The organism is Affinibrenneria salicis (assembly GCF_008710095.1).
Map to the genome: position 1 here is coordinate 161,448 of NZ_VYKJ01000001.1, position 22,679 is coordinate 184,126.

Genomic DNA, 22,679 nt, shown 5'->3' on the forward strand with positions numbered 1-22,679 from the left:
GCGCGCGGCCGTCATCTTTATGACGCGTGTTATTCAACGCCATCGGATATACAATGCGCCTTTCATTTACGGCAAATCAACCGGTAAAGACGACGTTACATGGCAGAAAAAAAGACTCCCGCAAAACCGAAAGAGCCCCGTGACCGCCAGATGGAAGGACTCAAGCTCCCGCCTCATTCGTTGGAAGCAGAACAATCGGTGCTGGGTGGTTTGATGCTGGATAATGAACGCTGGGATAACGTAGCCGAACGCGTAACGGCCAACGATTTTTATAACCGCGCCCACCGGCTTATCTTCACCGAAATGCAGCGCCTGCTGGAAATGAGCAAGCCGATCGATCTGATCACCCTGTCGGAATCGCTGGAGCAAAAGGGCGATCTGGACACAACCGGCGGGTTTGCCTATCTGGCCGAACTGGCGAAAAACACGCCCAGCGCGGCCAACATCAGCGCCTATGCGGACATCGTGCGCGAACGCGCGGTAGTGCGCGAGATGATCTCGGTGGCCAATGAAATCGCCGACGCCGGTTACGATCCGCAGGGGCGCAGCAGCGAAGATCTGCTCGATCTGGCGGAATCGCGCGTCTTTCAGATCGCCGAAAACCGCGCCAGCAAGGATGAAGGCCCGAAAAGCATCGACCGTATTCTGGAAGATACCGTCGCGCGTATCGAACAGCTGTATCAGAAACCGCACGACGGGGTGACCGGCGTCTCCACCGGCTACCAGGATCTGGATAAAAAGACCGCCGGCCTGCAAAAGTCCGACCTAATTATCGTCGCCGCCCGTCCGTCCATGGGGAAAACCACCTTCGCCATGAACCTGTGTGAAAACGCCGCGATGATGCAGGACAAACCGGTGCTGATCTTCAGTCTGGAGATGCCCGGCGAACAGATCATGATGCGTATGCTGGCGTCGCTGTCGCGCGTGGATCAGACTCGCATTCGTACCGGCCAGCTGGACGACGAGGACTGGGCGCGCATTTCCAGCACCATGGGGATCCTGCTGGAAAAACGCAACATGTACATCGATGACTCGTCCGGCCTGACGCCGACCGAAGTGCGCTCGCGCGCCCGACGGGTATTTCGCGAGCACGACGGCCTGAGCCTGATCATGATCGATTACCTGCAGTTGATGCGCGTACCGGCGCTGTCCGACAACCGCACGCTGGAAATCGCCGAAATATCGCGTTCGCTGAAAGCTCTGGCAAAAGAATTGCAAGTGCCGGTGGTGGCGCTGTCGCAGCTCAACCGTAGTCTGGAACAGCGCGCGGACAAACGCCCGGTCAACTCCGACCTGCGTGAATCCGGTTCAATCGAACAGGATGCCGACCTGATTATGTTTATCTATCGTGATGAGGTTTATCACGAAAACAGCGATATGAAAGGCATCGCTGAGATTATTCTGGGGAAACAGCGTAACGGCCCGATCGGTTCGGTGCGGCTGACCTTTAACGGACAGTGGTCGCGTTTCGATAATTACGCCGGACCACAATATGATGAAGAATAATGCGCTAAGGATGTAGAAATGAAAGCGGCAACCGCCGTCGTAAACCGGCGCGCTCTGCGCCACAACCTGCAGCAAATACGCCGTCTGGCGCCTCAAAGCCGCCTGATCGCCATCGTCAAAGCCAACGCTTACGGGCACGGAATGTCGGAGGTCGCGCAGGTACTGCAGGACGCCGACGGCTACGGCGTCGCCCGTCTGGAAGAGGCGCTGGCTCTGCGAGCCAGCGGAGTCGTCAAACCCATTCTGCTGCTGGAAGGCTTCTTCTGCGCCAGCCAGCTGCCGCTGCTGGTGGAGCACCAACTGGAAACGGCCGTGCATAGCGAGGAGCAACTGGTCGCGCTGGAGCAGGCCAGTCTGGCGCGCCCGGTGCGGGTATGGATGAAACTGGATACCGGAATGCACCGGTTGGGCGTGCGTCCGGATCGCGCAGAAGCCTTCTGGCGACGGCTGTGCCAGTGCCCCACCGTGGTGCAACCCGTTAATATTATGAGCCATTTTTGCCGCGCGGATGAACCCGAGGCGGACGCCACCGAACATCAGCTGGCCTGTTTCGATGCGTTCGCTCTGGGTAAGCCCGGCTTACAGTCTATCGCCGCCTCGGGCGGTATTCTGCTGTGGCCGCAGGCGCACCGCGATCAAATCCGACCCGGCATTATCCTGTACGGCGTCTCGCCGCTGGAAAGCGAAAAGGCCAGCCGGTTTGATCTGCGCCCCGTCATGACGCTGACCGCCAGCCTGATCGCCGTGCGCGAACACAAGGCCGGCGAACCGGTGGGCTACGGCAGCAGCTGGGTCAGCCCGCGCGATACCCGGCTGGGCGTCGTCGCCATCGGCTATGGCGACGGCTATCCGCGCTGCGCGCCAAACGGCACGCCGGTCTGGATCAACGGCCGAATCGTGCCGCTGGCCGGCCGCGTCTCAATGGATATGATCACCGTCGATCTGGGGCCGGACGCGCAGGATCGCGTCGGCGATGACGTCATCCTGTGGGGCGACGCGCTGCCGGTAGAAGACATCGCTGCGGCTACCGGGGTGAGCGCCTATGAGCTAATCACCCGTCTGACCTCGCGTCCGACACGCGAATACGTTGATGAATAACCCCCGCCCCGCGCCCAACGCCGGCGGAACAGACCGCCGGGCCTAACGCTGCCCGGCATTAAGCGCGTCCGCAACGGGCGCGCTTTTCTTCTTCAGCATATAGCCCAGCGCCAGCGCCAGCAGCCAGAACGGGAGCAGCACGACCGAAATCTGAATGCCCGGCGTCAACGCCATAATGACCAGAATACCGGCCAAAAACAGCAGACAGACGAAGTTAGTCAGCGGATAGCCGAGGCTTTTAAAGCGCGTCTGCTGCCGCGCGGCGGCCTTGGCGCGACGAAACTTCAGATGAGTAATACAGATCATCGCCCAGTTGATGACCAGCGCGGACACCACCAGCGCCATCAACAGCTCCAGCGCTTTCGCCGGCATCAGGTAGTTAATCAGCACGCACAGCGCGGTGACCAGCGCCGACACGCTGAGCGCCGCCAGCGGAATGCCGCGCCGGTTTACGGTCAGCAGCGCCTTCGGCGCATTTCCCTGGCGGGCCAGACCAAACAACATACGGCTGTTGCAGTAGACGCAGCTGTTGTAGACCGACAGCGCGGCCGACAGCACCACAATATTCAGAATAGTGGCGACCAGATCGCTGTCCAGCGCGTGAAAAATCAGCACAAACGGGCTGCCGCCCTGCACCACTTTCTGCCACGGATAGAGCGACAACAGCACGGCCAGCGCCCCGACATAAAACAGCAGGATTCGGTAAATAACCTGGTTGGTGGCCTGGGGAATGCTTTTCTGCGGGTTATCCGCTTCCGCCGCGGTAATACCGACCAGTTCCAGCCCGCCGAATGAAAACATGATCACGGCCATCGCCATCACCATGCCGCTAAAACCATTGGGGAAAAAGCCGCCGAATCGCCACAGGTTGGCCACGCTGGCATCCGGACCGCCGCGTCCGCTCGCCAACAGATAGCCGCCGAACCCAATCATGCCGAGAATCGCGGCCACTTTAATGATGGCGAACCAGAACTCCATCTCGCCGTACACTTTCACGTTGGTCAGGTTAATGGCGTTAATCACCACAAAAAACACCATGGCCGACAGCCAGGTCGGAATCCCGGGCCACCAGTACTGAACATAAATCCCCACGGCGGTTAACTCCGCCATACTGACCAGGACGTACAGTACCCAGTAGTTCCAGCCGGACATAAAACCGGCCAGCCTCCCCCAATACTCATTGGCGAAATGGCTGAACGATCCGGCCACCGGCTCCTCCACCACCATCTCGCCTAGCTGGCGCATAATTAAAAACGCGATTACGCCCGCAAGCGCATAGCCCAGCAACACCGAAGGCCCGGCCATTTTAATGGTCTGGGCGATCCCCAGGAACAACCCGGTTCCAATGGCCCCCCCTAAAGCAATCAGTTGGATATGGCGGTTTTTTAGTCCCCGCTGTAACTGTCCCTTTTCTTCATGCTTCGTCATCGTAATTCCTTAATAGTCAATATCGCGCCAGCGATTTAGCAACTATCAGGCCAGCCGACCATGCGCCGGCGACAAAACGGATTAACGCGATGAAATTTTTAATAAATTATTTTTTGCGCCATACTCACAACTCGTGCAGATTGTGGCCACAAAAGATTATATGACGCATAAAATGGATAATTAGCACACAAAACAACCATTACTTTTCCCGTATTCCAGTTTCAGTGCTCCAGGACGGTGCACTGCGGCCTCTCGCCCGCCGCGCGCGAGAAACAATACCTTGCCCGGGCGCTCCCCATATCGGCAAAAACTGATAGTCTTACAGGCATCATTCTTCCTGAGCTCCATGGTTTTCGGGATGCAGGCAGACGGGCGGCGCGTCTTCCCCGACCGACCGGACTCCCCCCCATCGGTCCGACATCGTCCGGCGCGTTGCCCGCCTCGTGCTCGGACCGGGTAACCGGGGATCGCCTGCGCGCCGAAAAATGGAGCGGATATTCCGTACAGCAGGCCACTATGAACATTGATAATTACGATCTGAAAATTCTGACCTTACTGCAGTCCAACGGCCGTCTGACCAACCAGGAATTGAGCGATCTGATTGGCTTATCCGCCTCGCAGTGTTCAAGACGACGTATCGCGCTGGAACAGGCGCAGCTGATTATGGGCTATCACGCGCGTCTGGCGCCCGAAGCCGTCGGGCTGGGCATGCTGGGCCTGATTGAAGTCAGGCTGATCAACCATACCGCCGAATATGTCGAAGGCTTTCACCGCATGCTGGCAGAGGTGGATGCCATCATCGACGCCTATAAAACCACCGGCGATTCCGACTATATGCTGAAGGTGGCGGTGGCGGATTTAGCCAGCCTGAGCACGCTGATCAGTCAGATTTTATCGCTGCACAAAAGCGTATCCCACATTAAGACCGCGGTGGTATTAAACCGGCTCAAAGAAAACGGGCAGATCATTCCCGGCGCGGCCGGCGAAGAAGCCTGATCCGTCCGCCCCCGCTACGCACTTATTTAGGGCGAGAGCGCACTAAATAAGTGCATATTGATGGCCCGACGCAATCAATACACGCATTAAAAACCAATATGTCGCACAATATCGTCGATTAATATAAAATTATCGCACGCTTTTCGCATCAGGCAGGCAACTTACAATTCAATGAGTTACGCCGGCACGCGGCGCCATGCCGTCAGGCCTTCGCCCGGCAAGCCGCCGCACTGGTGTAATTTTTGCTGGCTCTGTGGGTCTTTTGCCATTTTCGTACCGGGTACCTTTCTTATGGATAACGTGATCAACACTGAACGGCCTTCTCATACGCTGCTGGAAGACATTCTGGCGATTTTAATCGGCACGCTGATGGTCTCCTTCGGCGTTGTCCTGCTGCGTCAGTCCGGCGCGTTAACCGGCGGCACGGCCGGGATGGCCTTCCTGCTGCACTATCTGACCCATATCTCCTTCGGGCTCGCCTTCTTTCTGCTGAACCTGCCGTTCTACTACCTGGCGGCGCGCAGAATGGGCTGGCCGTTTACCATCAAAACATTCTGCTCCGTAGCGCTGGTGTCGGTCTTTTCCGATCTGCACCCGCTGTTTATCCATTTTGATCGTTTGCAGCCGTTTTACGCCACGCTATTCGGCAGCGTCATCATGGGACTGGGGTTTATTGTGTTATTTCGCCACAAAGCCAGCCTCGGCGGCGTAAATGTTCTGGCGCTGTATTTACAGGATCGTTATGGTATTCGTGCAGGAAAATTCCAGATGGCGGTGGATGTGATGATCGTGCTGGCTTCGTTGTTCGTGGTCAGCCTGCCGATGCTGGTCGCCTCTGTGCTGGGCGCCACCATACTGAATTTAATTATCGCCATGAACCACCGCCCTGGCCGCTATAGCGTTTAATGGCTTCCGATACCCAATAACTCTCAGGGAGAGCTACACTGTGTTTCAAAATGTTGAGGCTTATGCCGGAGATCCTATCCTGTCGCTGATGGAGCAATTCAAGCAGGACAGCAGAGCGGACAAAGTGAATCTGAGCATCGGTCTGTACTACGACCAACGGGGAATTATTCCCCAGTTGCAGGCGGTAAGCGCGGCGAAAAACAGCCTGCAGCCGGAAAGCAGCGCCTCAAGCTACCTGCCGATGGAAGGGCTACAGCAATATCGCAGCGGTATCCAGCGCCTGCTGTTCGGGGCGCGGCACCCGCTGCTGGCCGCTAACCGCATCGCCACCATTCAGACCGTCGGCGGCTCCGGCGCGCTGAAAGTCGGCGCGGATTTTCTCAAACGCTACTTTCCGAACTCCGGGGTCTGGGTCAGCGACCCGACCTGGGAAAACCACATCGCCATCTTTAGCGGCGCCGGCTTCAAAGTGCACACTTATCCTTACTTCGACGCCGAAAGCCGCGGTGTGAAATTCGACGCGATGCTGACCGCGCTGCAGCAACTGCCGGCGCACAGCATTGTACTGCTGCACCCGTGCTGCCATAACCCCACCGGCTCCGATCTGAGCCGCGATCAGTGGGACCGCGTGATCGAAGTGCTGCTGGCGCGCGATCTTATCCCCTTCCTCGATATCGCCTATCAGGGTTACGGCGACGGAATGGATGAAGACGCCTACGCGATTCGCGCCATGGCCGAGGCCGGCTTAGCGCTGCTGGTCAGCAACTCCTTTTCGAAAATCTTTTCGCTGTATAGCGAACGCGTCGGCGGTTTGTCGGTAGTCTGCGAAAGCCAGGCCGAGCAGGAACGTGTGCTGGGTCAGCTTAAAGCGACCGTACGCCGCAACTACTCCAGCCCGCCGAACTTCGGCGCGCAGATCGTGGCCAAAGTGCTCGGCGACGAAGAACTGCTGGCGCTGTGGCGTTCCGAAGTGGAAGAGATGCGCGCCCGTATTCTGGACATGCGTCAGACGCTGGTTACCGCGCTGAAGGACGCGCTGCCGGAACGCAATTTCGACTACCTGCTGACGCAGCGCGGCATGTTTAGCTACACTGGGATGAGCGCGGCGCAGGTCGATCGTCTGCGTGAGGAATTCGGCGTTTATCTGATCGCCAGCGGCCGCATGTGCCTGTCCGGCCTGAATCACAGCAACGTTCAGCAGGTCGCGCGCGCCATCGCCGCCGTGCAGTAAGTAAACCGCCACACCGCGGGCTTTGCCGCTTATACAGGGTCAGGCCCGTTCTCTTGATGCCCGGCGCGTCGCCATACGTCGGCCGCCGCGCTTAGCTTGCCCGACCCGGGATGACTGCCATTGGCAACGCGTGAATAGAAAACGCGCCGCGCCTCATAAAGACAGCGCGACGCGGATGATGTGAACAGTGAACTGTGGACGCGACGCTATTCTGCCGCAGCGGACCGCCGCATCAGGCGCTCTTCGCGGTCGGCAGGTCCCGTTCCAGCATCGGTTTAAGAAAGCGCGCCGTATGCGACTGTTTACAGGCGGCGACCGTTTCCGGCGTGCCGGCGACCAGAATCTCTCCGCCGCCGCTGCCGCCTTCCGGGCCGAGATCGACAATCCAGTCCGCCGTTTTGATCACATCCAGATTGTGTTCAATCACCACAATGGTGTTGCCCTGATCGCGCAGCTGATGCAGCACGGCCAGCAACTGCTGGATATCGGCAAAGTGCAGCCCGGTGGTCGGTTCGTCGAGGATATACAGCGTCTGGCCGGTACCGCGCTTCGACAGCTCGCGCGCCAGCTTAACGCGCTGCGCCTCGCCGCCCGACAGGGTAGTGGCCGACTGGCCGAGCCGGATATACGACAGGCCGACGTCGATCAGCGTCTGCAGCTTACGCGCCAGCGCCGGGATCGCATCGAAGAACTCGCGCGCCTCTTCAATGGTCATCTCCAGCACTTCGTGGATGCTTTTCCCCTTGTACTTTACTTCCAGCGTTTCACGGTTATAGCGCTTGCCTTTGCACTGGTCGCAGGGAACGTAGATATCCGGCAGAAAGTGCATTTCGACCTTAATCACCCCGTCGCCCTGGCAGGCTTCGCAGCGCCCGCCGCGCACGTTAAAGCTAAAGCGGCCGGGATTATAGCCGCGGCTGCGCGACTCCGGCACGCCGGCGAACAGTTCGCGAATCGGCGTGAAGATGCCGGTATAGGTGGCCGGGTTCGAGCGCGGCGTACGACCGATCGGACTTTGATCGATATCGATCACCTTATCGAAATACTCCAGCCCGCTAATCTCGCGGTACGGCGCCGGCTCGCTCAGCGTCGCGCCATTCAGTTGCCGCTGCGCGATCGGAAACAGAGTATCGTTGATCAGCGTCGACTTGCCGGAACCAGACACCCCGGTCACGCAGGTAAACAGCCCGACCGGGATGGTCAGCGTAACGTCTTTCAGGTTATTGCCCCTCGCCCCGGTCAGCTTCAACACTTTGCCGGCATCGGCCGGCACGCGCTGCGCCGGGATCGCGATCTTGCGCTGGCCGCTCAGGAACTGGCCGGTCAGCGATTCGGGCACCGCCATGATCTGGTCCACATTGCCTTCCGCCACCACCTCGCCGCCGTGCACCCCGGCGCCAGGACCGATATCAATCACGTGGTCGGCGGCGCGAATGGCATCCTCATCGTGTTCGACCACGATGACCGTGTTGCCCAAATTGCGCAGGTGAATCAGCGTTTCCAGCAGGCGTTCGTTATCGCGCTGGTGCAGGCCGATCGACGGCTCATCCAGCACGTACATCACGCCGACCAGCCCGGCGCCGATCTGGCTGGCGAGACGAATACGCTGGGCTTCGCCGCCGGACAGCGTTTCCGCCGAGCGCGACAGCGACAGATAGTTAAGCCCGACGTTAACCAGAAATTTCAGCCGATCGCCGATCTCTTTCAACACTTTTTCGGCGATCTTCGCCCGCTGACCGCTCAGCTTCATGTTGTGGAAAAAGCTCATCGCGTGGCCGATGCTCATATCGGAAATCTGCGGCAGCGTGGTTTCTTCCACATAGACGTGGCGCGCTTCCTCACGCAAACGCGTACCGCCGCAGCTGGCGCAGGGGCGATTGCTGATATACTTCGCCAGCTCCTCGCGCACCGCGCTGGATTCGGTTTCTTTATAGCGCCGTTCCATATTATGCAGCACCCCTTCGAACGGGTGGCGCCGCACCGAGGTATCGCCGCGGTCGTTAACGTATTTAAACTCGATATTTTCCTTGCCGGAGCCGTACAGAATGACTTTCTGCACCGCCGCGCTCAGGCTGCTGAAAGGCGCTTCCACATCGAATTTATAGTGTTCCGCCAGCGAGCGCAGCATCTGGAAATAGTAGAAATTACGCCGATCCCAGCCGCGGATCGCGCCGCCGGCCAGCGAAATATCCGCGTTCTGCACCACGCGATCCGGATCGAAAAACTGCTGAACGCCCAGACCGTCGCAGGCCGGGCAGGCGCCTGCCGGGTTGTTGAAGGAGAACATGCGCGGTTCGAGTTCATGCATGCTGTAACCGCATATCGGGCAGGCGAAGTTGGCGGAAAACAGCAGCTCCGGCGCGGAGGCGTCGTCCATATCGGCCACCACCGCGCTGCCGCCGGACAGTTCCAGCGTGGTTTCGAACGACTCCGCCAGGCGCTGGGCCAGATCGGCGCGCACCTTAAAGCGGTCGACCACCACTTCAATCGTATGTTTCTTCTGCAGTTCCAGCTTCGGCGGATCAGACAGGTCGCACACCTCGCCGTCGATACGGGCGCGGATGTACCCCTGCGAGGCGAGATTTTCCAGCGTTTTGCTGTGTTCGCCTTTGCGTTCCTTAATCACCGGTGCCAGCAGCATCAGTCGGCGCCCTTCCGGTTGGGCCAGAACGTTATCCACCATCTGGCTGACCGTCTGAGCCGCCAGAGTAACGTTATGCTCAGGACAGCGCGGCTCGCCCACGCGGGCGAACAGCAGGCGCAGATAATCGTGGATTTCCGTGATGGTCCCCACGGTAGAGCGCGGATTATGGGAAGTGGATTTCTGCTCAATGGAAATCGCCGGCGACAATCCTTCGATATGATCAACGTCCGGCTTTTCCATCAGCGATAAAAATTGACGCGCATAGGCAGACAACGACTCGACGTAACGCCGCTGCCCTTCCGCATACAGGGTATCAAATGCCAGTGAAGATTTACCTGAACCGGATAAGCCGGTGACAACAATCAGTTTGTCGCGCGGGATAACCAGATTGATATTCTTAAGATTGTGGGTACGAGCGCCCCGGATTTCTATCTTATCCATTCACACACTTCCCGGAATAAACTGAGCTTTGCATCGCGCCCTGACTGGCGCAACCGGTACCAAACCAATGATTATGGCATAAAAAAAACTGAATGGATATACAGTACCCAATGCAAGACTTGTTTGCTTCCCGATCCGTTTCGCAATCCATCTCGCAGGTATGCGCGCAATTTGTATCATGTTAAGATTATCCGCTTATACTTCCAGTAAAGACTTATCAGGAGACATGACCATGGCCAGCAGAGGCGTTAACAAAGTAATACTTGTCGGGAATCTGGGACAGGACCCGGAAGTCCGTTATATGCCGAACGGCGGTGCTGTTGCCAACATAACCCTGGCCACCTCTGAAAGCTGGCGCGACAAGCAAACCGGCGAGCAAAAAGAAAAAACAGAGTGGCACCGCGTCGTGCTGTTTGGCAAGCTGGCGGAAGTAGCGGGCGAATACCTGCGCAAAGGCTCTCAGGTCTATATAGAAGGCCAGCTTCAGACGCGTAAATGGCAGGATCAGAGCGGCCAGGACCGTTACACCACCGAAGTCGTGGTAAACATCGGCGGCACCATGCAGATGCTGGGCGGTCGTCAGAGCGGCGGCGCGCCGGCAGGCGGCGGTCAGCAGTCCGGCGGCTGGGGCCAACCGCAGCAGCCGCAGGCCGGCAACCAGTTCAGCGGCAATCCGCAGAGCCAACCGGCCGCTCGCCCGGCGCAGAACAACACCGCCGCGCCGGCGCCATCAAACGAACCGCCGATGGATTTTGACGACGATATTCCGTTCTAAAAAATACCATAGCGCGTTTTGTAAAGTTTTAATCTGTAAGCCCCGGGATTCGGGGCTTTTCTGTTTTGATAGCCGATAAAAGGGCCTGGTTTAATAAATCAGATTTTGAACCAGTATCCCGGTAATAAGGTTCAGGTTCAGGTTAACGTTCAGGCAATACGCACACTTTCCGGCATCCCTTCCCGCGTCAGCTTATTCAGTGCCCGAACCATGGCCGTAGCCTCTGCGACCTGGCCGTTATCGTCATGTAATATCAGTGAACCGCCGAACAGCGGTCTTACCCTCATCGCTGTTTCCGCGATCGAGCGACGATTCGCAGTCCGTTGTCTATTTCCACCACGCATTACTCCCCGTCAGGCGCTGATTCGACACCGCACGACCTCACGATTGCGGTCAGCATATTCCGACGGCCAGTAACTGACCCCGGTCCGTGGCGGAATGCGTATTCCGATTTTTTGCGGCGAAGCTCATCGTGGCATAGCCGGACATCGGGAAGCCCGGTCCGCGGCGGCCGCTCTGATTTTCCGGCGTGTCTGCCGGATAAGGACCGTGAAAGCCTCTGCATCAATAATCTTGTTCAGCGACCGGTCGGCACAGGTTATTTCATGCGTTAACCGCCGGGGGGAGCAGCCAATCGTCCGCAACAGTAATGACCGTCCTTACCATGCGCGCTTCCACCAATCTGCACGCATGATAAAGTCGGTCATCATCCTGCATCAAACCGTCCGACATCCCCTCCGAATGAAGATGAACAGTCCGACGGCGTGACACCAGATAAAACACCGCCTTCAGCGCCTGACTCACCGGGCTATTGTCCGGGTTGGACGGCATAATATCGCGCATATGCCGCCATCAGCGCAGACAAACCTCGGTCTGCGCGATCGCCTCCCTTCACGCCCCGGACTCGATCTCCACCGTGGCGAACAGCCGATTGCGTCGGCATCAAGATAGATGACGTAGCGATGCGCGCCATGCTGCTTCAGCGTCGCTTTCAGTTCGGGCCAAATCAGCGTATGCCGGTCGCCGCCGTGACGTCCGCCGGAATATCCGGCATCACGCTGGCGTCGTCCACGGCAATATCCGGGATGATATCGGATCGATCATCACCGCTTTCACCTGACGGGCGCTGTCGATGCTCACCGCATTGCTGATCATCCCGGCGGCGGTGCCCGCAGTGGTGTTGATTGCCACCCGCGGCACACCGGGTCTGTAAAGAGCCGGGCTTGATAGCATTCACAGTTTGCTATTTTCCGCCGCGCAAGCGTCGGATCCTCATAACGCAGGAGAACTCCGCTGCCCCGCCGGGCACGCTCCGTCTTTGATCCTCCCTGAACGTTCGGCGGTGAAAAAAATTTTCACTTCTTTGCTGGCGAGCAAGTTTTGATATGTTATACCATAACACTCAATAATCATCGGGAAGCAGGTGGCATGACAAGTCTTTACTCTCTTTCAGCCTGGCAACGGCTGGGCATAGCGGCGCTGGCTCTGGCCGTTTTGTGGCTGCTCATCGGCTGGGCGACGGCGCTGGTATGATCACGCTGCAGGAACTGTCATACGGCTATCGCGGCCAGCCGCCGCTCGGCACATTCAGCGGGCATTTCGCCAGCGGTTCAATGACCGCCGTAGTCGGCGCCAACGGCTGCGGTAAATCGACTCTGCTGAAGACGCTGGCCGGTTTGCTGCCGCCGTTGTCCGGCCGCTGCTATGTAGACCATGCCGGCGAGTCGACGCCGGGCTATCTGCCGCAGCTGTCGGAATTCGATCGCCAGTTTCCGCTCAGCGTGCAGGATTTGGTGCTGATGGGCTGTTTCGTTCACAGCGGAATGCTGGGGCGGATTTCGGCCGACTGGCGGCGGCACGCGGATGACGCGCTGGAAACCACCGGGATGCGGCACTGCGCCCGCCGCCCGATTGGCGAACTGTCCGGCGGCCAGCTGCAACGCGTACTGTTCGCCCGTCTGCTGGTGATGCAGTCGCCGGTGCTGCTGCTGGACGAGCCCTTTACCGGCATCGACCAACAAACCACGGCGGTACTGCTGGAGGTGATTACCCGGCTGAACCGCCAGGGGCGAACTATTCTGGCGGTGCTGCACGATATCCACATGGTGCAGCAGTATTTCCCGCAGGTGCTGCACCTGCATGCAGACGGACCGCGTCTGGAGCGCGGCAAAAATCTGGCGGACGCCCCCTCACCTGAACCATCAGAGTTATTCCATGATGCTATTTCACTGGTTAAGTGACCCTTTTATTCAGTTCGGCTTTATGCGCCGGGCGCTGGTCGGCTGTTTCGCGCTGGCGCTCAGCGCCACGCCGCTCGGCTGTTTCCTGCTGCTGCGCCGCATGAGTCTGGTCGGCGACGCGCTGTCGCATGCGGTGCTGCCCGGCGTGGCCATCGGCTACCTGATTTCCGGCATGTCGCTGCTGGCGATGGGCATCGGCGGTTTTCTGGCCGGGCTGGCCGTCGCCATGCTGTCCGGGCTGGTCAGCCGCCACACCAAACTCAAAGAGGACGCCAGCTTCGCCGGCTTTTATCTCGGTTCGCTGGCGCTGGGCGTGACGCTGGTCTCGCTGCGCGGCTCCAGCGTCGATTTGCTGCACGTGCTCTTCGGCTCGCTGCTGGCCGTCGATCGATCGGCGCTGATTGATATCGGCCTGATCGCCTCCTGCTCGGTAATAGTGCTGGCGCTGATCTACCGGGCGCTGGTGATCGAATCCTTCGATATTACTTTTCTCAGGATCGCCGCCGGGCGTTACCGGGCGCTCATCCACGCCCTGTTTCTGTCGCTGGTGGTGCTTAACCTGGTGGCCGGCTTTCAGTTGCTCGGCACTCTGATGACCGTCGGCATGATGATGCTGCCCGCGGCCAGCTCGCGCTTCTGGACTCAGCGGCTGGCCGTCATGCTGTGCATCGCCGTCGGCATCGGCCTGGCCGCCAGCCTGCTCGGTCTTCTGTGGTCATGGCATGCCGATCTACCGGCAGGCCCGGCGATTATCCTGACCGCAACCCTGATTTTCTGTATTTCCGCCTGTTTCGGTTCCAGCGGCGGCATGCTGCGTGCCCGTCGCTAATCCCCCTGTTATAGCTATTAAGGAGAGAAGATGAAGCGTTTTATTCCGGTTATCGCACTCTGCGGTCTGCTGATCAGCCCGCTGAGCATGGCGAAAACCCTTGAGGTGGTCGCCAGCTTTTCTGTGCCGGGCGATATGGTGCGACAGATCGGCGGCGATCAGGTACACGTAACCGATCTGGTCGGCCCGAACGGCGATCCGCATGAGTTCGAACCTTCGCCCAAAGACAGTAAAACGCTGGCCAGAGCGGATCTGGTGGTGGTCAGCGGACTGGGGCTGGAAGGCTGGCTGGATCGACTGATTGGCGCTTCCGGCTATAAAGGCAAGGTGATAACCGCCTCGCAGGGCGTGACGCCGCTGCACATGGAAGAAGACGGCCAACGCGTGACCGATCCGCACGCCTGGAACAGTATGAGCAACGGCATCATTTACGCCCGCAACATTATGAATGCCCTGATCGCCACCGATGCGCAACACGCAAATGACTATCGCCAGCGGGGCGAAGCCTATATCGCGCAATTACAACAGCTGGACGACTACGCCCAAAAAACCTTTGCCGGCATAGCGCAGGATAAACGTAAGGTACTGACCAGCCATGACGCGTTCGGCTATTTCAGCCACGAATACGGCGTGACGTTCCTGTCGCCGGTCGGGTATTCCACGGAGTCGGAAGCCAGCAGCCGGACAGTCGCGAAGCTGATCTCACAGATTAAGCAGGAAAAAGTTAAAATCTACTTTATTGAGAACCAGACCGACCCGCGTCTGGTGAAACAGATTGCCGCAGCCAGCGGCGCCGAACCCGGCGGGGAACTCTATCCGGAAGCGCTGACCGACGCCTCCGGCCCGGCGGCTACCTACGCCGCCGCGTTCCGTCACAATGTCGACGCCATCGCAGCCGGGATGAAATAAACCATTGCCTCGCAGGGGAAAGCCCTGCGAGGCCTATAACTCGCCAATGGATTACTTTTTCTGCACAAAGTCGCGGTATTTCGCCACCACGGCCAGGAAGTCATCCGTGCCGCACAGCGACAGGCTTTCTTCATCGTAGTAGCTCATCCCCTCTTCCATTTCATCCATCGCAAAGGCCAGCTGATTGGCCCGGATCATGACCTCTTCGCCGTCCAGCAACAGCGTGTATTCATGCCCGACATGCTGCCATTGGCGCTCGCTGCCGGCTACAGAACGGGCCGCCGCCTGCACCTCGCTCAGCAGCGCCAGATTGCCTTTCACTTCTTCATTGAACCAGTGGCCGACGGCTTCGTGCCCCATCGACATTCTGACCATCACCTGACCGGTAACATCGCGCAGAAACTCATAGTCCATGGTGCATCTATATGAACGCATCCCGTTTGCAAAGCTTCCGTTGTGCTGACGTTGACGGACAGGCCACCGCTCGATATCCGGCCTTATTGCAGCCAACTCCGCGAGCCTCGATGAGATTCGCCGACTTGTTCCTTATTCTCCTGGCGGGCTTCAGGCCCTGGCCACCATTCAGGTTTAGCAAGTCCCTGTCTTCGTCATCACTCCAACTGCCTCAGCAACCTTTCCGCATTCACCCTTTCGTTTAGGGGTTAATGGTTTTCAGCGCCTGCCGTTAGTACGGCCTGACGCTGACGTAATCTTTCCGGTACTCCCGCCCGTGTGCCGCTATCGCCCACGCCGTACGCGCCAGCTTGTTCGCCATCGCTACCGCCGCCACGCTGGTCGGCCGCCGTTTCTTTAACTCCGTTATCCACGGCCCCGGCACGTTCGCCAGCAAGCTCGCCGCCCTCGCGCCATGGATAAACAGCGCGCACAAATAGGTATCGCCGCGCTTGCTTATTCCCGGCAGCCTCACCTTACCGCCGGCGCCGGTCTGTCGGGGAACCAGATCCACACAGGCCGCGAACGCCCGTCCCGCCCCGAACGCGCGGGCATCGCCGATCGTGGCTACCACCGCCGTCGCTATCAGCGGCCCCACGCCGGGGATAGCCCCCAGTCGCCGGCAGGTCTCATTCTGGTTCGCCTGCGCCGCCTGCTGTTTCTCGGGAGCGTCAATCTGCTCGTCCAGGTCGCTCAGGCGACGGTGCTATTCTTCAATGCTGGGCGATGAGGAACGGCGGCAACCTTTCTTTCAGTCGCTCCAGCGCCACTGGCAACGCCTTGTTCAGCGCGGCGCGACCTTTACGCCTGTTTCGCCGAACGCCAGCAGCAGGCCGTACATGCATTTATCTGTGCGGTGCGGAATTTTATCCACTGGCGGCGCATGAGATACAGCGCCAGCATGCCTGCGGCTGTTCGCTCTTGACCGCAATCTTGCGGCCCGGCCGCTGCACCGCCATCCAGATGGCGCGGACATCCATGATGTCGTTCATGTTTCCCATCAAGGAACGCCTTGACGAACTTCGCCTGGAGTAATCGCAATCGCACCTGATGACCGGGTTTCTCCAACTTCGCTTGCCCAGTGTTGAGCACCGCCGCAGGCTTCCATGCCAATCAGGCCAGGTCCGCGGTTGCTGAAGAATGTCAGGAAGTCCTGACGGCGCAGTTGCTTATCCACCGCTTCGCCGCTGTGTGTATCGATGAAGTGAACATGAATCAGATGTTTTGCGATATCTACGCCAACCGGAGTATATTTTGTCATGCGTGGAGTCTCCAGTCTGGGGAACTTATGAATCCCGCTATTGGGCACGATGATGCCGGAAATCTGCGAGGCCCCACACCCCGCCGTTCCACTCGTCAAATAGTTGAGATGCGTTCATCTCATTCCCCTGTATCACTCTCGTCATTTTTAGTTTAATGGGTATTGGATATTGCCACAGTGATGCCTCGCATACGTCTGGCAAAAACCGGTAAGATTATTTGCTCCGCGGGCCGCCTGAGCCCGCTGACGCGGCGGCGCGACGCTAAAACGCGCCTCTGCATCCCGCCCTGGTCGGATGGCCGGTTTCTTCCGGTCATTATCTTCAAACTATTCTTAATGTCATCATAACCAATTGCTCTATAATGAAAAGTTATATTTTTTACGCGACCAGCCGCCCCCATCCAGGCTAAATAAAAGGAATTATTCAGTGAACAGACTCAGCGGCCCGGAATGAGTCATGCGTTTTCCCGGCAGCACGGTTACACGGGATCTCAGATCGCCTTTTCGCGAGTCTGTCGATCAATTGCTCGCCGCGCTCCGGACAGCCGGCGCGCAGGTGACGATATCCGCGACGTTCCGCCCGCCGGAGCGTGCCTGATGCACTGGAGCTGGAAGATCGACCGGCGCAGAGTGCGGCCGGAGGATGTTCCTCCGATGGCCGGCGTGAATATACAATGGGTGCACCAGAACGCGGATGCGAGCATCCAGGCGGCGACGGCGAGGGTTAATGCCTACGGTATGAGCAGGCTGCATGTGGCGCCCGCATTGCGCAGCCGTCACACGGAGGGTCATGCCATCGACAGGAGTATCGCATGGCAGGGAAATCTGACCATCAAAGATAAAAACGGCAACGATGTTGTCATCAATACGCCGCCTTCAACCGGTATGAATGCCGGGTTGCATCGCGCCGGCCAAAGCTATGGCGTCATTTAATTCCACAGCGGCGATCGGGATAAACCACACGGGTCAATTGATGGGCGATAAAATGAAAAGACGTATGTCAGTATGGCCGATCGCCATGCTTTTCTCGGGTTGCGTACTCGCGGCGCATACGGATTCACTGCCTGAGGATGTCCGGTCGTTTCTGGATAACGCCGACACCTGTCAGCATTTGTCGGGGGAATGGGATAGCTCACTGCCTGAAGAACGGCGACGCGAGATAGAGCGCGACGTAGACCAGTATTGCGGCGCCGCCCAGCGGCGGCAGCCGGAATTACAGAAAAAATACAAGGGCGACAAGGCGGTTGAAGAAAAACTGTCTGAATATCAGTTCTGATATCCGTCTCGCCTGACCGGTAAAAAACAGCCGGGATAACCCGGCTGTTTTCATACGGCGACCGACTGGATCGTCATCAGACCGCAGTCTGGAAAATAACCCCATCCGCCTTATCCGTATACTGTTCCAACTGGTCGAAATTCAGATAACGATAGGTGTCCTGCGCGGTCTTATCGACCTGCGCCATATAGGCCTGATATTCTTCCGGCGCAGGCAAACGTCCCAGCAGAGCGGCTACCGCCGCCAGTTCGGCCGACGCCAGATAGACATTGGCGCCCGTGCCCAGACGGTTCGGGAAGTTGCGCGTCGACGTGGAAACCACCGTCGAGCCGTCGGAAACGCGCGCCTGGTTGCCCATACACAGCGAACAACCGGGGATTTCCACCCGCGCGCCGCTCTTGCCGAATACGCTGTAATAACCTTCTTCCGTCAGCTGCGCGGCATCCATTTTGGTTGGCGGCGCGACCCACAGACGCGTCGGCAACTGCCCCTTGTGCTGATCCAGCAGTTTACCCGCCGCGCGGAAGTGGCCGATATTAGTCATACAGGAACCAATAAACACCTCATCGATCTTTTCGCCCTGCACGTCGGACAGCCAGCGCGCATCGTCCGGATCGTTAGGCGCGCACAGGATAGGCTCTTTGATTTCCGCCAGATCGATATCGATCACCGCGGCATATTCCGCATCGGCGTCGGCTTCCAGCAGTTGCGGGTCGGCCAGCCATTTCTCCATGCCCTGCACCCGGCGTTCCAGCGTACGACGATCGCCGTACCCTTCCGAGATCATCCACTTCAGCAGCACGATATTGGAGTTCAGGTATTCGATAATCGGCGCTTTATCCAGCTTGATGGTGCAGCCGGCAGCCGAGCGCTCCGCCGAGGCATCGGTCAGTTCGAAAGCCTGTTCCACTTTCAGATCCGGCAACCCTTCGATTTCCAGAATGCGGCCGGAGAAAATGTTTTTCTTACCTTTCTTCTCTACCGTCAGCAGGCCCTGTTTAATTGCATACAGCGGGATGGCGTGCACCAGGTCGCGCAAGGTAATGCCCGGCTGCATCTTGCCTTTAAAGCGTACCAGCACGGATTCCGGCATATCCAGCGGCATCACGCCGGTTGCGGCGGCGAAGGCCACCAGCCCGGAGCCCGCCGGGAAGGAAATGCCGATGGGGAAACGGGTATGGGAGTCCCCGCCGGTGCCGACGGTATCCGGCAGCAGCATGCGGTTAAGCCAGGAGTGAATAACCCCATCGCCGGGACGCAAAGAGACCCCGCCGCGATTCATAATGAAGTCCGGCAGCGTATGATGCGTGTTGACGTCCACCGGCTTCGGATAGGCGGCGGTATGGCAGAATGACTGCATCACCAGATCGGCCGAGAAACCGAGACAGGCGAGGTCTTTCAGCTCATCGCGCGTCATCGGGCCAGTGGTGTCCTGGGAACCGACCGAAGTCATCTTCGGCTCGCAATACTCATTGGGGCGAATCCCGGCCACGCCGCAGGCGCGCCCGACCATCTTCTGCGCCAGCGAGAAGCCTTTACTGCTGCTCGCCACCGCTTTCGCCACCCGGAACACATCGCTGTGCGGCAGGCCCAGCGACTCGCGCGCTTTGGTGGTCAGGCCGCGACCGATAATCAGCGGAATACGGCCGCCGGCGCGCACTTCATCCAGCAGCACGTCGGTTTTCAGCGCGAAGGTAGCCAGCAGTTCGCCGGTGGCGTGATTTTTCACTTCGCCGAGATAAGGATAGATATCGATCACATCGCCCATGTTCAGCGCGGAGACATCCACCTCGATGGGCAACGCGCCGGCGTCTTCCATGGTGTTGAAGAAGATCGGCGCAATTTTGCCGCCCAGCACTACGCCGCCGGCGCGTTTATTCGGAACAAACGGGATATCGTCGCCCATAAACCACAGCACCGAGTTGGTGGCGGACTTACGGGAAGAACCGGTGCCAACCACGTCGCCGACATAGGCCAACGGAAAGCCTTTCTGATTCAGCGCTTCGATTTGCTTAATCGGGCCGACCACGCCCGGTTGATCGGGCTCAATACCTTCACGGGCATTTTTCAGCATCGCCAGCGCGTGCAGCGGAATGTCCGGGCGCGACCAGGCATCGGGCGCGGGAGAAAGGTCATCGGTATTGGTTTCGCCGGTTACTTTGAAAACGGTGACGGTGATTTTTTCCGCCAGCGCGGGACGAGACAGGAACCATTCGGCGTCAGCCCAGGACTGCAGAATCTGGCTGGCCCAGCGATTGCCGGCCTTCGCTTTCTCTTCCACATCATAGAAATTGTCGAACATCAGCAGAGTATGAGACAACGCCTTCGCCGCGCCTTTCGCCAGATCGTCATTATCCAGCGCTTCGATCAGCGGCTGGATATTATATCCGCCCTGCATGGTACCCAGTAATTCAATCGCTTTTTTTGGGGTAACCAGGGGCGAGACGGTTTCCCCTTTCGCGATGGCCGCCAGGAAGCCCGCTTTCACATAAGCCGCTTCATCTACGCCAGGAGGCACACGATTGGTCAACAGATCCAACAGAACGTCTTCTTCACCAGCAGGCGGGTTTTTTAATGATTCCACCAGCGCCGCCATTTGCCCGGCGTCTAACGGTTTGGGAACTACCCCCTGTGCAGCTCGTTCGGCTACGTGCTTACGGTATTCTTCTGGCACGACTTTCTCCTCGCTCTCATTGTCTTAATTATGCCTGGCCCTCTGATTCCCGCAGAATGTCCATGCCCGGAGATAAGCGAGTGGATGCAAGGTCATAGAGCGCCCGGTCTGGCCTCGTCAGCATATCAGGATTTTAACCAAATGTTAATTTGTTCACATAAAAGCAACATCAAGACATCGTTTAGCCATTGTTCATGGCCCGGGTAACGATTTTTCATCCGATAAACACCAACTTCAGCAGAATAGCATGATCGGTTGAGACACACTATTTGCACTAATGACGCGCACTCTTTGCGCAATAACGCACGGCGCAGGGCGGCTGAATGCAGCGCCGGTCAGCAACGATTCAGCCCATTTCCGCATGCGCAAAACCTTTTCCCGGCTGATAATGCACGCTGACGCCGTTGCCGTCTTTATTGCTGTAATTGATCGCCGCCCGATGCTCATCAACCTCAATCTCATCCAGACGGAGCTGAGCGATAAACTGCTCATGGGTAAAGTGTTCATCTTCGTCATCGGGATCGGCCCAGTATTCGTTCCATATATCCAGCAGTTGCTCAGCGGCGAACTGACGCGCGGCGTCATTCCAGGCGGTCAGGTCGCGCAGTCTGCATTCGACAGACGACAGCATTTGCATCGCCCGCTCGCGCTGACCGCTGGCCAGCCGCAAAACCAGCCGCTGGCCGTGAACGTCGATATCGCCGGTAAATTCGCCCAGTTGCGCATTGCACGTCAGCCGCCCCATGCCCGGCAGTTCAATCGGCGGGCATGGCTGATGAATCCGCCTGAAGGCCGCCACGATCTCCTGTTCCGTCACGCCTCGCGACAGATCAAGCGTCTGCGCCGCATTGGCGAACTGCGCTGGATAGCCCAGCGGCATCGGACATGCCTCCCCATCCATCAGCACGTTCAGCTGGTATTTTCCCTGTCGCTGGCTGAGCGAACAGGCATTCAGCCCCTGCGGCAGCGGCAGCGACGTGACGTCGGACTCGCCCTCATCGTCATACCGATAGAGATCCACGCAGACCCGGCGCGGCCCCTCCGGCGACGGAGGCGCATCAAATATCCGCCAGTAGCCGTTACCCTGCGGCTGCGCCTGTTTTTCCTGAATAACCATCAGGGAATCATGACCGGTCATATGGCCGGCCTGAATCGACTGCAGCGCGCGTTCGGCCTGCTCATCCCCGGCGAAAGCCCGTCTGAGCCACTGTCGTATTTCCGCCTGATGATAAAAGACGGCGCCTGCCGCCGCCTGCTTCAGCGTCCCCTTTTCGGCCCGGGCGGCTGCCGCTTTTACATCGGCAGGCAGTATTTTAATCCCCTCGTTTCTGAAAGCATCGATGACGTCATAGTCGGTCAGACCGTCTTTCAGTTTTGCGCTCAATCGGCTGGCCACCGCTTCCAGCGAGACGAAATAGCCCAGCGACAGCGCCATCTCTTCACCGTCCGCCAGAACCTGCAGTTGATAGCAGCTTTCGTCTTCATAAGAGAGGGACAAAATATTGAGTTCACGCGGCAGCGGCATGGTCGTCACCCTGAGAGGAGAATCCCCGGCGCACCGGTAAAGATCGGCGCACGGCCAGAACGGGCCGCCGGGCTGCGGGGGCGCATCGACGATTTGCCAGTGCTCATCGTCCAGCTGCAGCGCCTGTTTTTTCTGAATGATCACCAGACATCGATAGCCCGGCGCATGAATAGCCTGAATCTCCCGCAGGAAGCTCGCCGCCGCCTCATTCTCCTCTAAGGACAGTTTAATTTGCCGCAGTATTTCGTCGCTATAATAAAACATGGCGTTGTCCCTTCGCTAAACGCTGATGCATCGCCCGCCGGTTCTCTGCCCGCGTGACGCCTCATGCCGGGTAAAATTTTATCTGTATATTACGCGTTGTTGCAGGCAGTCAAAATACCGCCGGTTTCCGCATGCGCAAAATTTTTTCCCGACGGATAATGCACGCCGAGGGCGCTGCCGTGCTGATTGCGACAGCGGAACATTACCGTCCGGTGTTGATCAG

The 22,679-nt window shown here is 58.4% G+C and carries 16 protein-coding genes and 4 pseudogenes; 11 read left to right on the forward strand and 9 right to left on the reverse strand.

Annotated features, from left to right (window positions below; genetic code table 11):
• Positions 1–99 precede the first annotated feature (99 nt).
• Together dnaB and alr are read left to right on the forward strand one after the other, a co-directional pair.
• Positions 100–1,506 carry a replicative DNA helicase gene (gene dnaB / locus FJU30_RS00690; protein WP_150433530.1) on the forward strand — a complete coding sequence of 469 codons (1,407 nt, stop codon included), beginning with the start codon at positions 100–102 and terminating at the stop codon, positions 1,504–1,506.
• Between the two features lie 18 nt (positions 1,507–1,524).
• Entirely contained in the window at positions 1,525–2,604 is a 1,080-nt protein-coding gene (gene alr, locus FJU30_RS00695; RefSeq protein ID WP_150433531.1) for an alanine racemase, read from the forward strand.
• A gap of 42 nt (positions 2,605–2,646) precedes the next feature.
• Here alr and FJU30_RS00700 read toward each other — a convergent pair whose 3' ends face one another.
• A complete protein-coding gene (locus FJU30_RS00700; protein WP_150433532.1) occupies positions 2,647–4,032 on the reverse strand; it encodes an amino acid permease in 1,386 nt (461 codons plus the stop codon).
• Positions 4,033–4,548: 516 nt separating this feature from the next.
• Here FJU30_RS00700 and FJU30_RS00705 point away from each other — a divergent pair.
• The 3 genes from FJU30_RS00705 to FJU30_RS00715 all read left to right on the forward strand — a co-directional run bounded on the left by FJU30_RS00705 (position 4,549) and on the right by FJU30_RS00715 (position 7,165).
• Complete coding sequence (locus tag FJU30_RS00705; protein ID WP_150433533.1) at positions 4,549–5,028, forward strand: Lrp/AsnC family transcriptional regulator; 480 nt, start codon at positions 4,549–4,551, stop codon at positions 5,026–5,028.
• 291 nt (positions 5,029–5,319) lie between these two features.
• Positions 5,320–5,934 carry a YitT family protein gene (locus tag FJU30_RS00710; protein WP_150433534.1) on the forward strand — a complete coding sequence of 205 codons (615 nt, stop codon included), beginning with the start codon at positions 5,320–5,322 and terminating at the stop codon, positions 5,932–5,934.
• Positions 5,935–5,974: 40 nt separating this feature from the next.
• Positions 5,975–7,165, forward strand: coding sequence for an amino acid aminotransferase (locus tag FJU30_RS00715; RefSeq protein ID WP_150433535.1), 1,191 nt, complete (start codon positions 5,975–5,977; stop codon positions 7,163–7,165).
• 232 nt (positions 7,166–7,397) lie between these two features.
• Here the strand turns inward: FJU30_RS00715 and uvrA are convergent, their stop codons facing one another.
• Complete coding sequence (gene uvrA / locus FJU30_RS00720) at positions 7,398–10,250, reverse strand: excinuclease ABC subunit UvrA (RefSeq protein ID WP_150433536.1); 2,853 nt, start codon at positions 10,248–10,250, stop codon at positions 7,398–7,400.
• Positions 10,251–10,482: 232 nt separating this feature from the next.
• Here uvrA and ssb1 point away from each other — a divergent pair, with 232 nt between their 5' ends.
• Positions 10,483–11,025: a single-stranded DNA-binding protein SSB1 gene (ssb1, locus tag FJU30_RS00725; protein ID WP_150433537.1), complete on the forward strand. Its 543-nt coding sequence runs from the start codon at positions 10,483–10,485 to the stop codon at positions 11,023–11,025.
• A 149-nt stretch (positions 11,026–11,174) separates the two neighbouring features.
• On the opposite strand, the pseudogene FJU30_RS00730 reads toward ssb1, so the two are convergent.
• The 3 pseudogenes from FJU30_RS00730 to FJU30_RS00740 form a co-directional block, all read right to left on the reverse strand.
• Positions 11,175–11,636: pseudogene (locus FJU30_RS00730) on the reverse strand (IS5/IS1182 family transposase); the annotation flags it as partial.
• 160 nt (positions 11,637–11,796) lie between these two features.
• A pseudogene (gene rhaM / locus FJU30_RS26985) lies at positions 11,797–12,035 on the reverse strand (L-rhamnose mutarotase); the annotation flags it as partial.
• Positions 12,036–12,037: 2 nt separating this feature from the next.
• Positions 12,038–12,228 (reverse strand): annotated as a pseudogene (locus tag FJU30_RS00740) (L-threonine dehydrogenase); the annotation flags it as partial.
• A gap of 326 nt (positions 12,229–12,554) precedes the next feature.
• Here FJU30_RS00740 and FJU30_RS00745 point away from each other — a divergent pair.
• Genes FJU30_RS00745 through FJU30_RS00755 form a run of 3 tightly spaced genes read left to right on the forward strand, consistent with a single transcriptional unit; the run spans position 12,555 to position 15,003 of the window.
• Positions 12,555–13,265 (forward strand): metal ABC transporter ATP-binding protein, encoded by a 711-nt coding sequence (locus tag FJU30_RS00745; RefSeq protein ID WP_150433538.1) that lies wholly within the window; start codon positions 12,555–12,557, stop codon positions 13,263–13,265.
• Positions 13,240–14,094, forward strand: coding sequence for a metal ABC transporter permease (locus FJU30_RS00750; protein ID WP_150433539.1), 855 nt, complete (start codon positions 13,240–13,242; stop codon positions 14,092–14,094). Before FJU30_RS00745 ends, FJU30_RS00750 begins: the two co-directional genes overlap by 26 nt.
• A gap of 30 nt (positions 14,095–14,124) precedes the next feature.
• Positions 14,125–15,003, forward strand: coding sequence for a metal ABC transporter substrate-binding protein (locus FJU30_RS00755; RefSeq protein WP_150433540.1), 879 nt, complete (start codon positions 14,125–14,127; stop codon positions 15,001–15,003).
• 51 nt (positions 15,004–15,054) lie between these two features.
• Here the strand turns inward: FJU30_RS00755 and yacL are convergent, their stop codons facing one another.
• Together yacL and FJU30_RS00765 are read right to left on the reverse strand one after the other, a co-directional pair.
• A complete protein-coding gene (gene yacL / locus FJU30_RS00760) occupies positions 15,055–15,417 on the reverse strand; it encodes a protein YacL (protein WP_150433541.1) in 363 nt (120 codons plus the stop codon).
• Between the two features lie 271 nt (positions 15,418–15,688).
• Positions 15,689–16,717, reverse strand: a pseudogene (locus tag FJU30_RS00765) (IS110 family transposase).
• 597 nt (positions 16,718–17,314) lie between these two features.
• Here FJU30_RS00765 and FJU30_RS00770 point away from each other — a divergent pair.
• Together FJU30_RS00770 and FJU30_RS00775 are read left to right on the forward strand one after the other, a co-directional pair.
• Positions 17,315–17,650, forward strand: coding sequence for a hypothetical protein (locus FJU30_RS00770; protein ID WP_223881486.1), 336 nt, complete (start codon positions 17,315–17,317; stop codon positions 17,648–17,650).
• Positions 17,637–17,993, forward strand: a complete 357-nt coding sequence (locus FJU30_RS00775; protein WP_223881487.1) for a hypothetical protein — start codon at positions 17,637–17,639, stop codon at positions 17,991–17,993. The genes FJU30_RS00770 and FJU30_RS00775 overlap by 14 nt, the downstream gene beginning before the upstream one ends.
• 76 nt (positions 17,994–18,069) lie before the next feature.
• On the opposite strand, the gene acnB is transcribed toward FJU30_RS00775, so the two are convergent.
• Together acnB and FJU30_RS00785 are read right to left on the reverse strand one after the other, a co-directional pair.
• Positions 18,070–20,667, reverse strand: coding sequence for a bifunctional aconitate hydratase 2/2-methylisocitrate dehydratase (acnB, locus tag FJU30_RS00780; RefSeq protein ID WP_150433542.1), 2,598 nt, complete (start codon positions 20,665–20,667; stop codon positions 18,070–18,072).
• 346 nt (positions 20,668–21,013) lie between these two features.
• Positions 21,014–22,456, reverse strand: a complete 1,443-nt coding sequence (locus FJU30_RS00785; RefSeq protein WP_150433543.1) for a DUF2262 domain-containing protein — start codon at positions 22,454–22,456, stop codon at positions 21,014–21,016.
• Between the last annotated feature and the right edge of the window lie 223 nt (positions 22,457–22,679).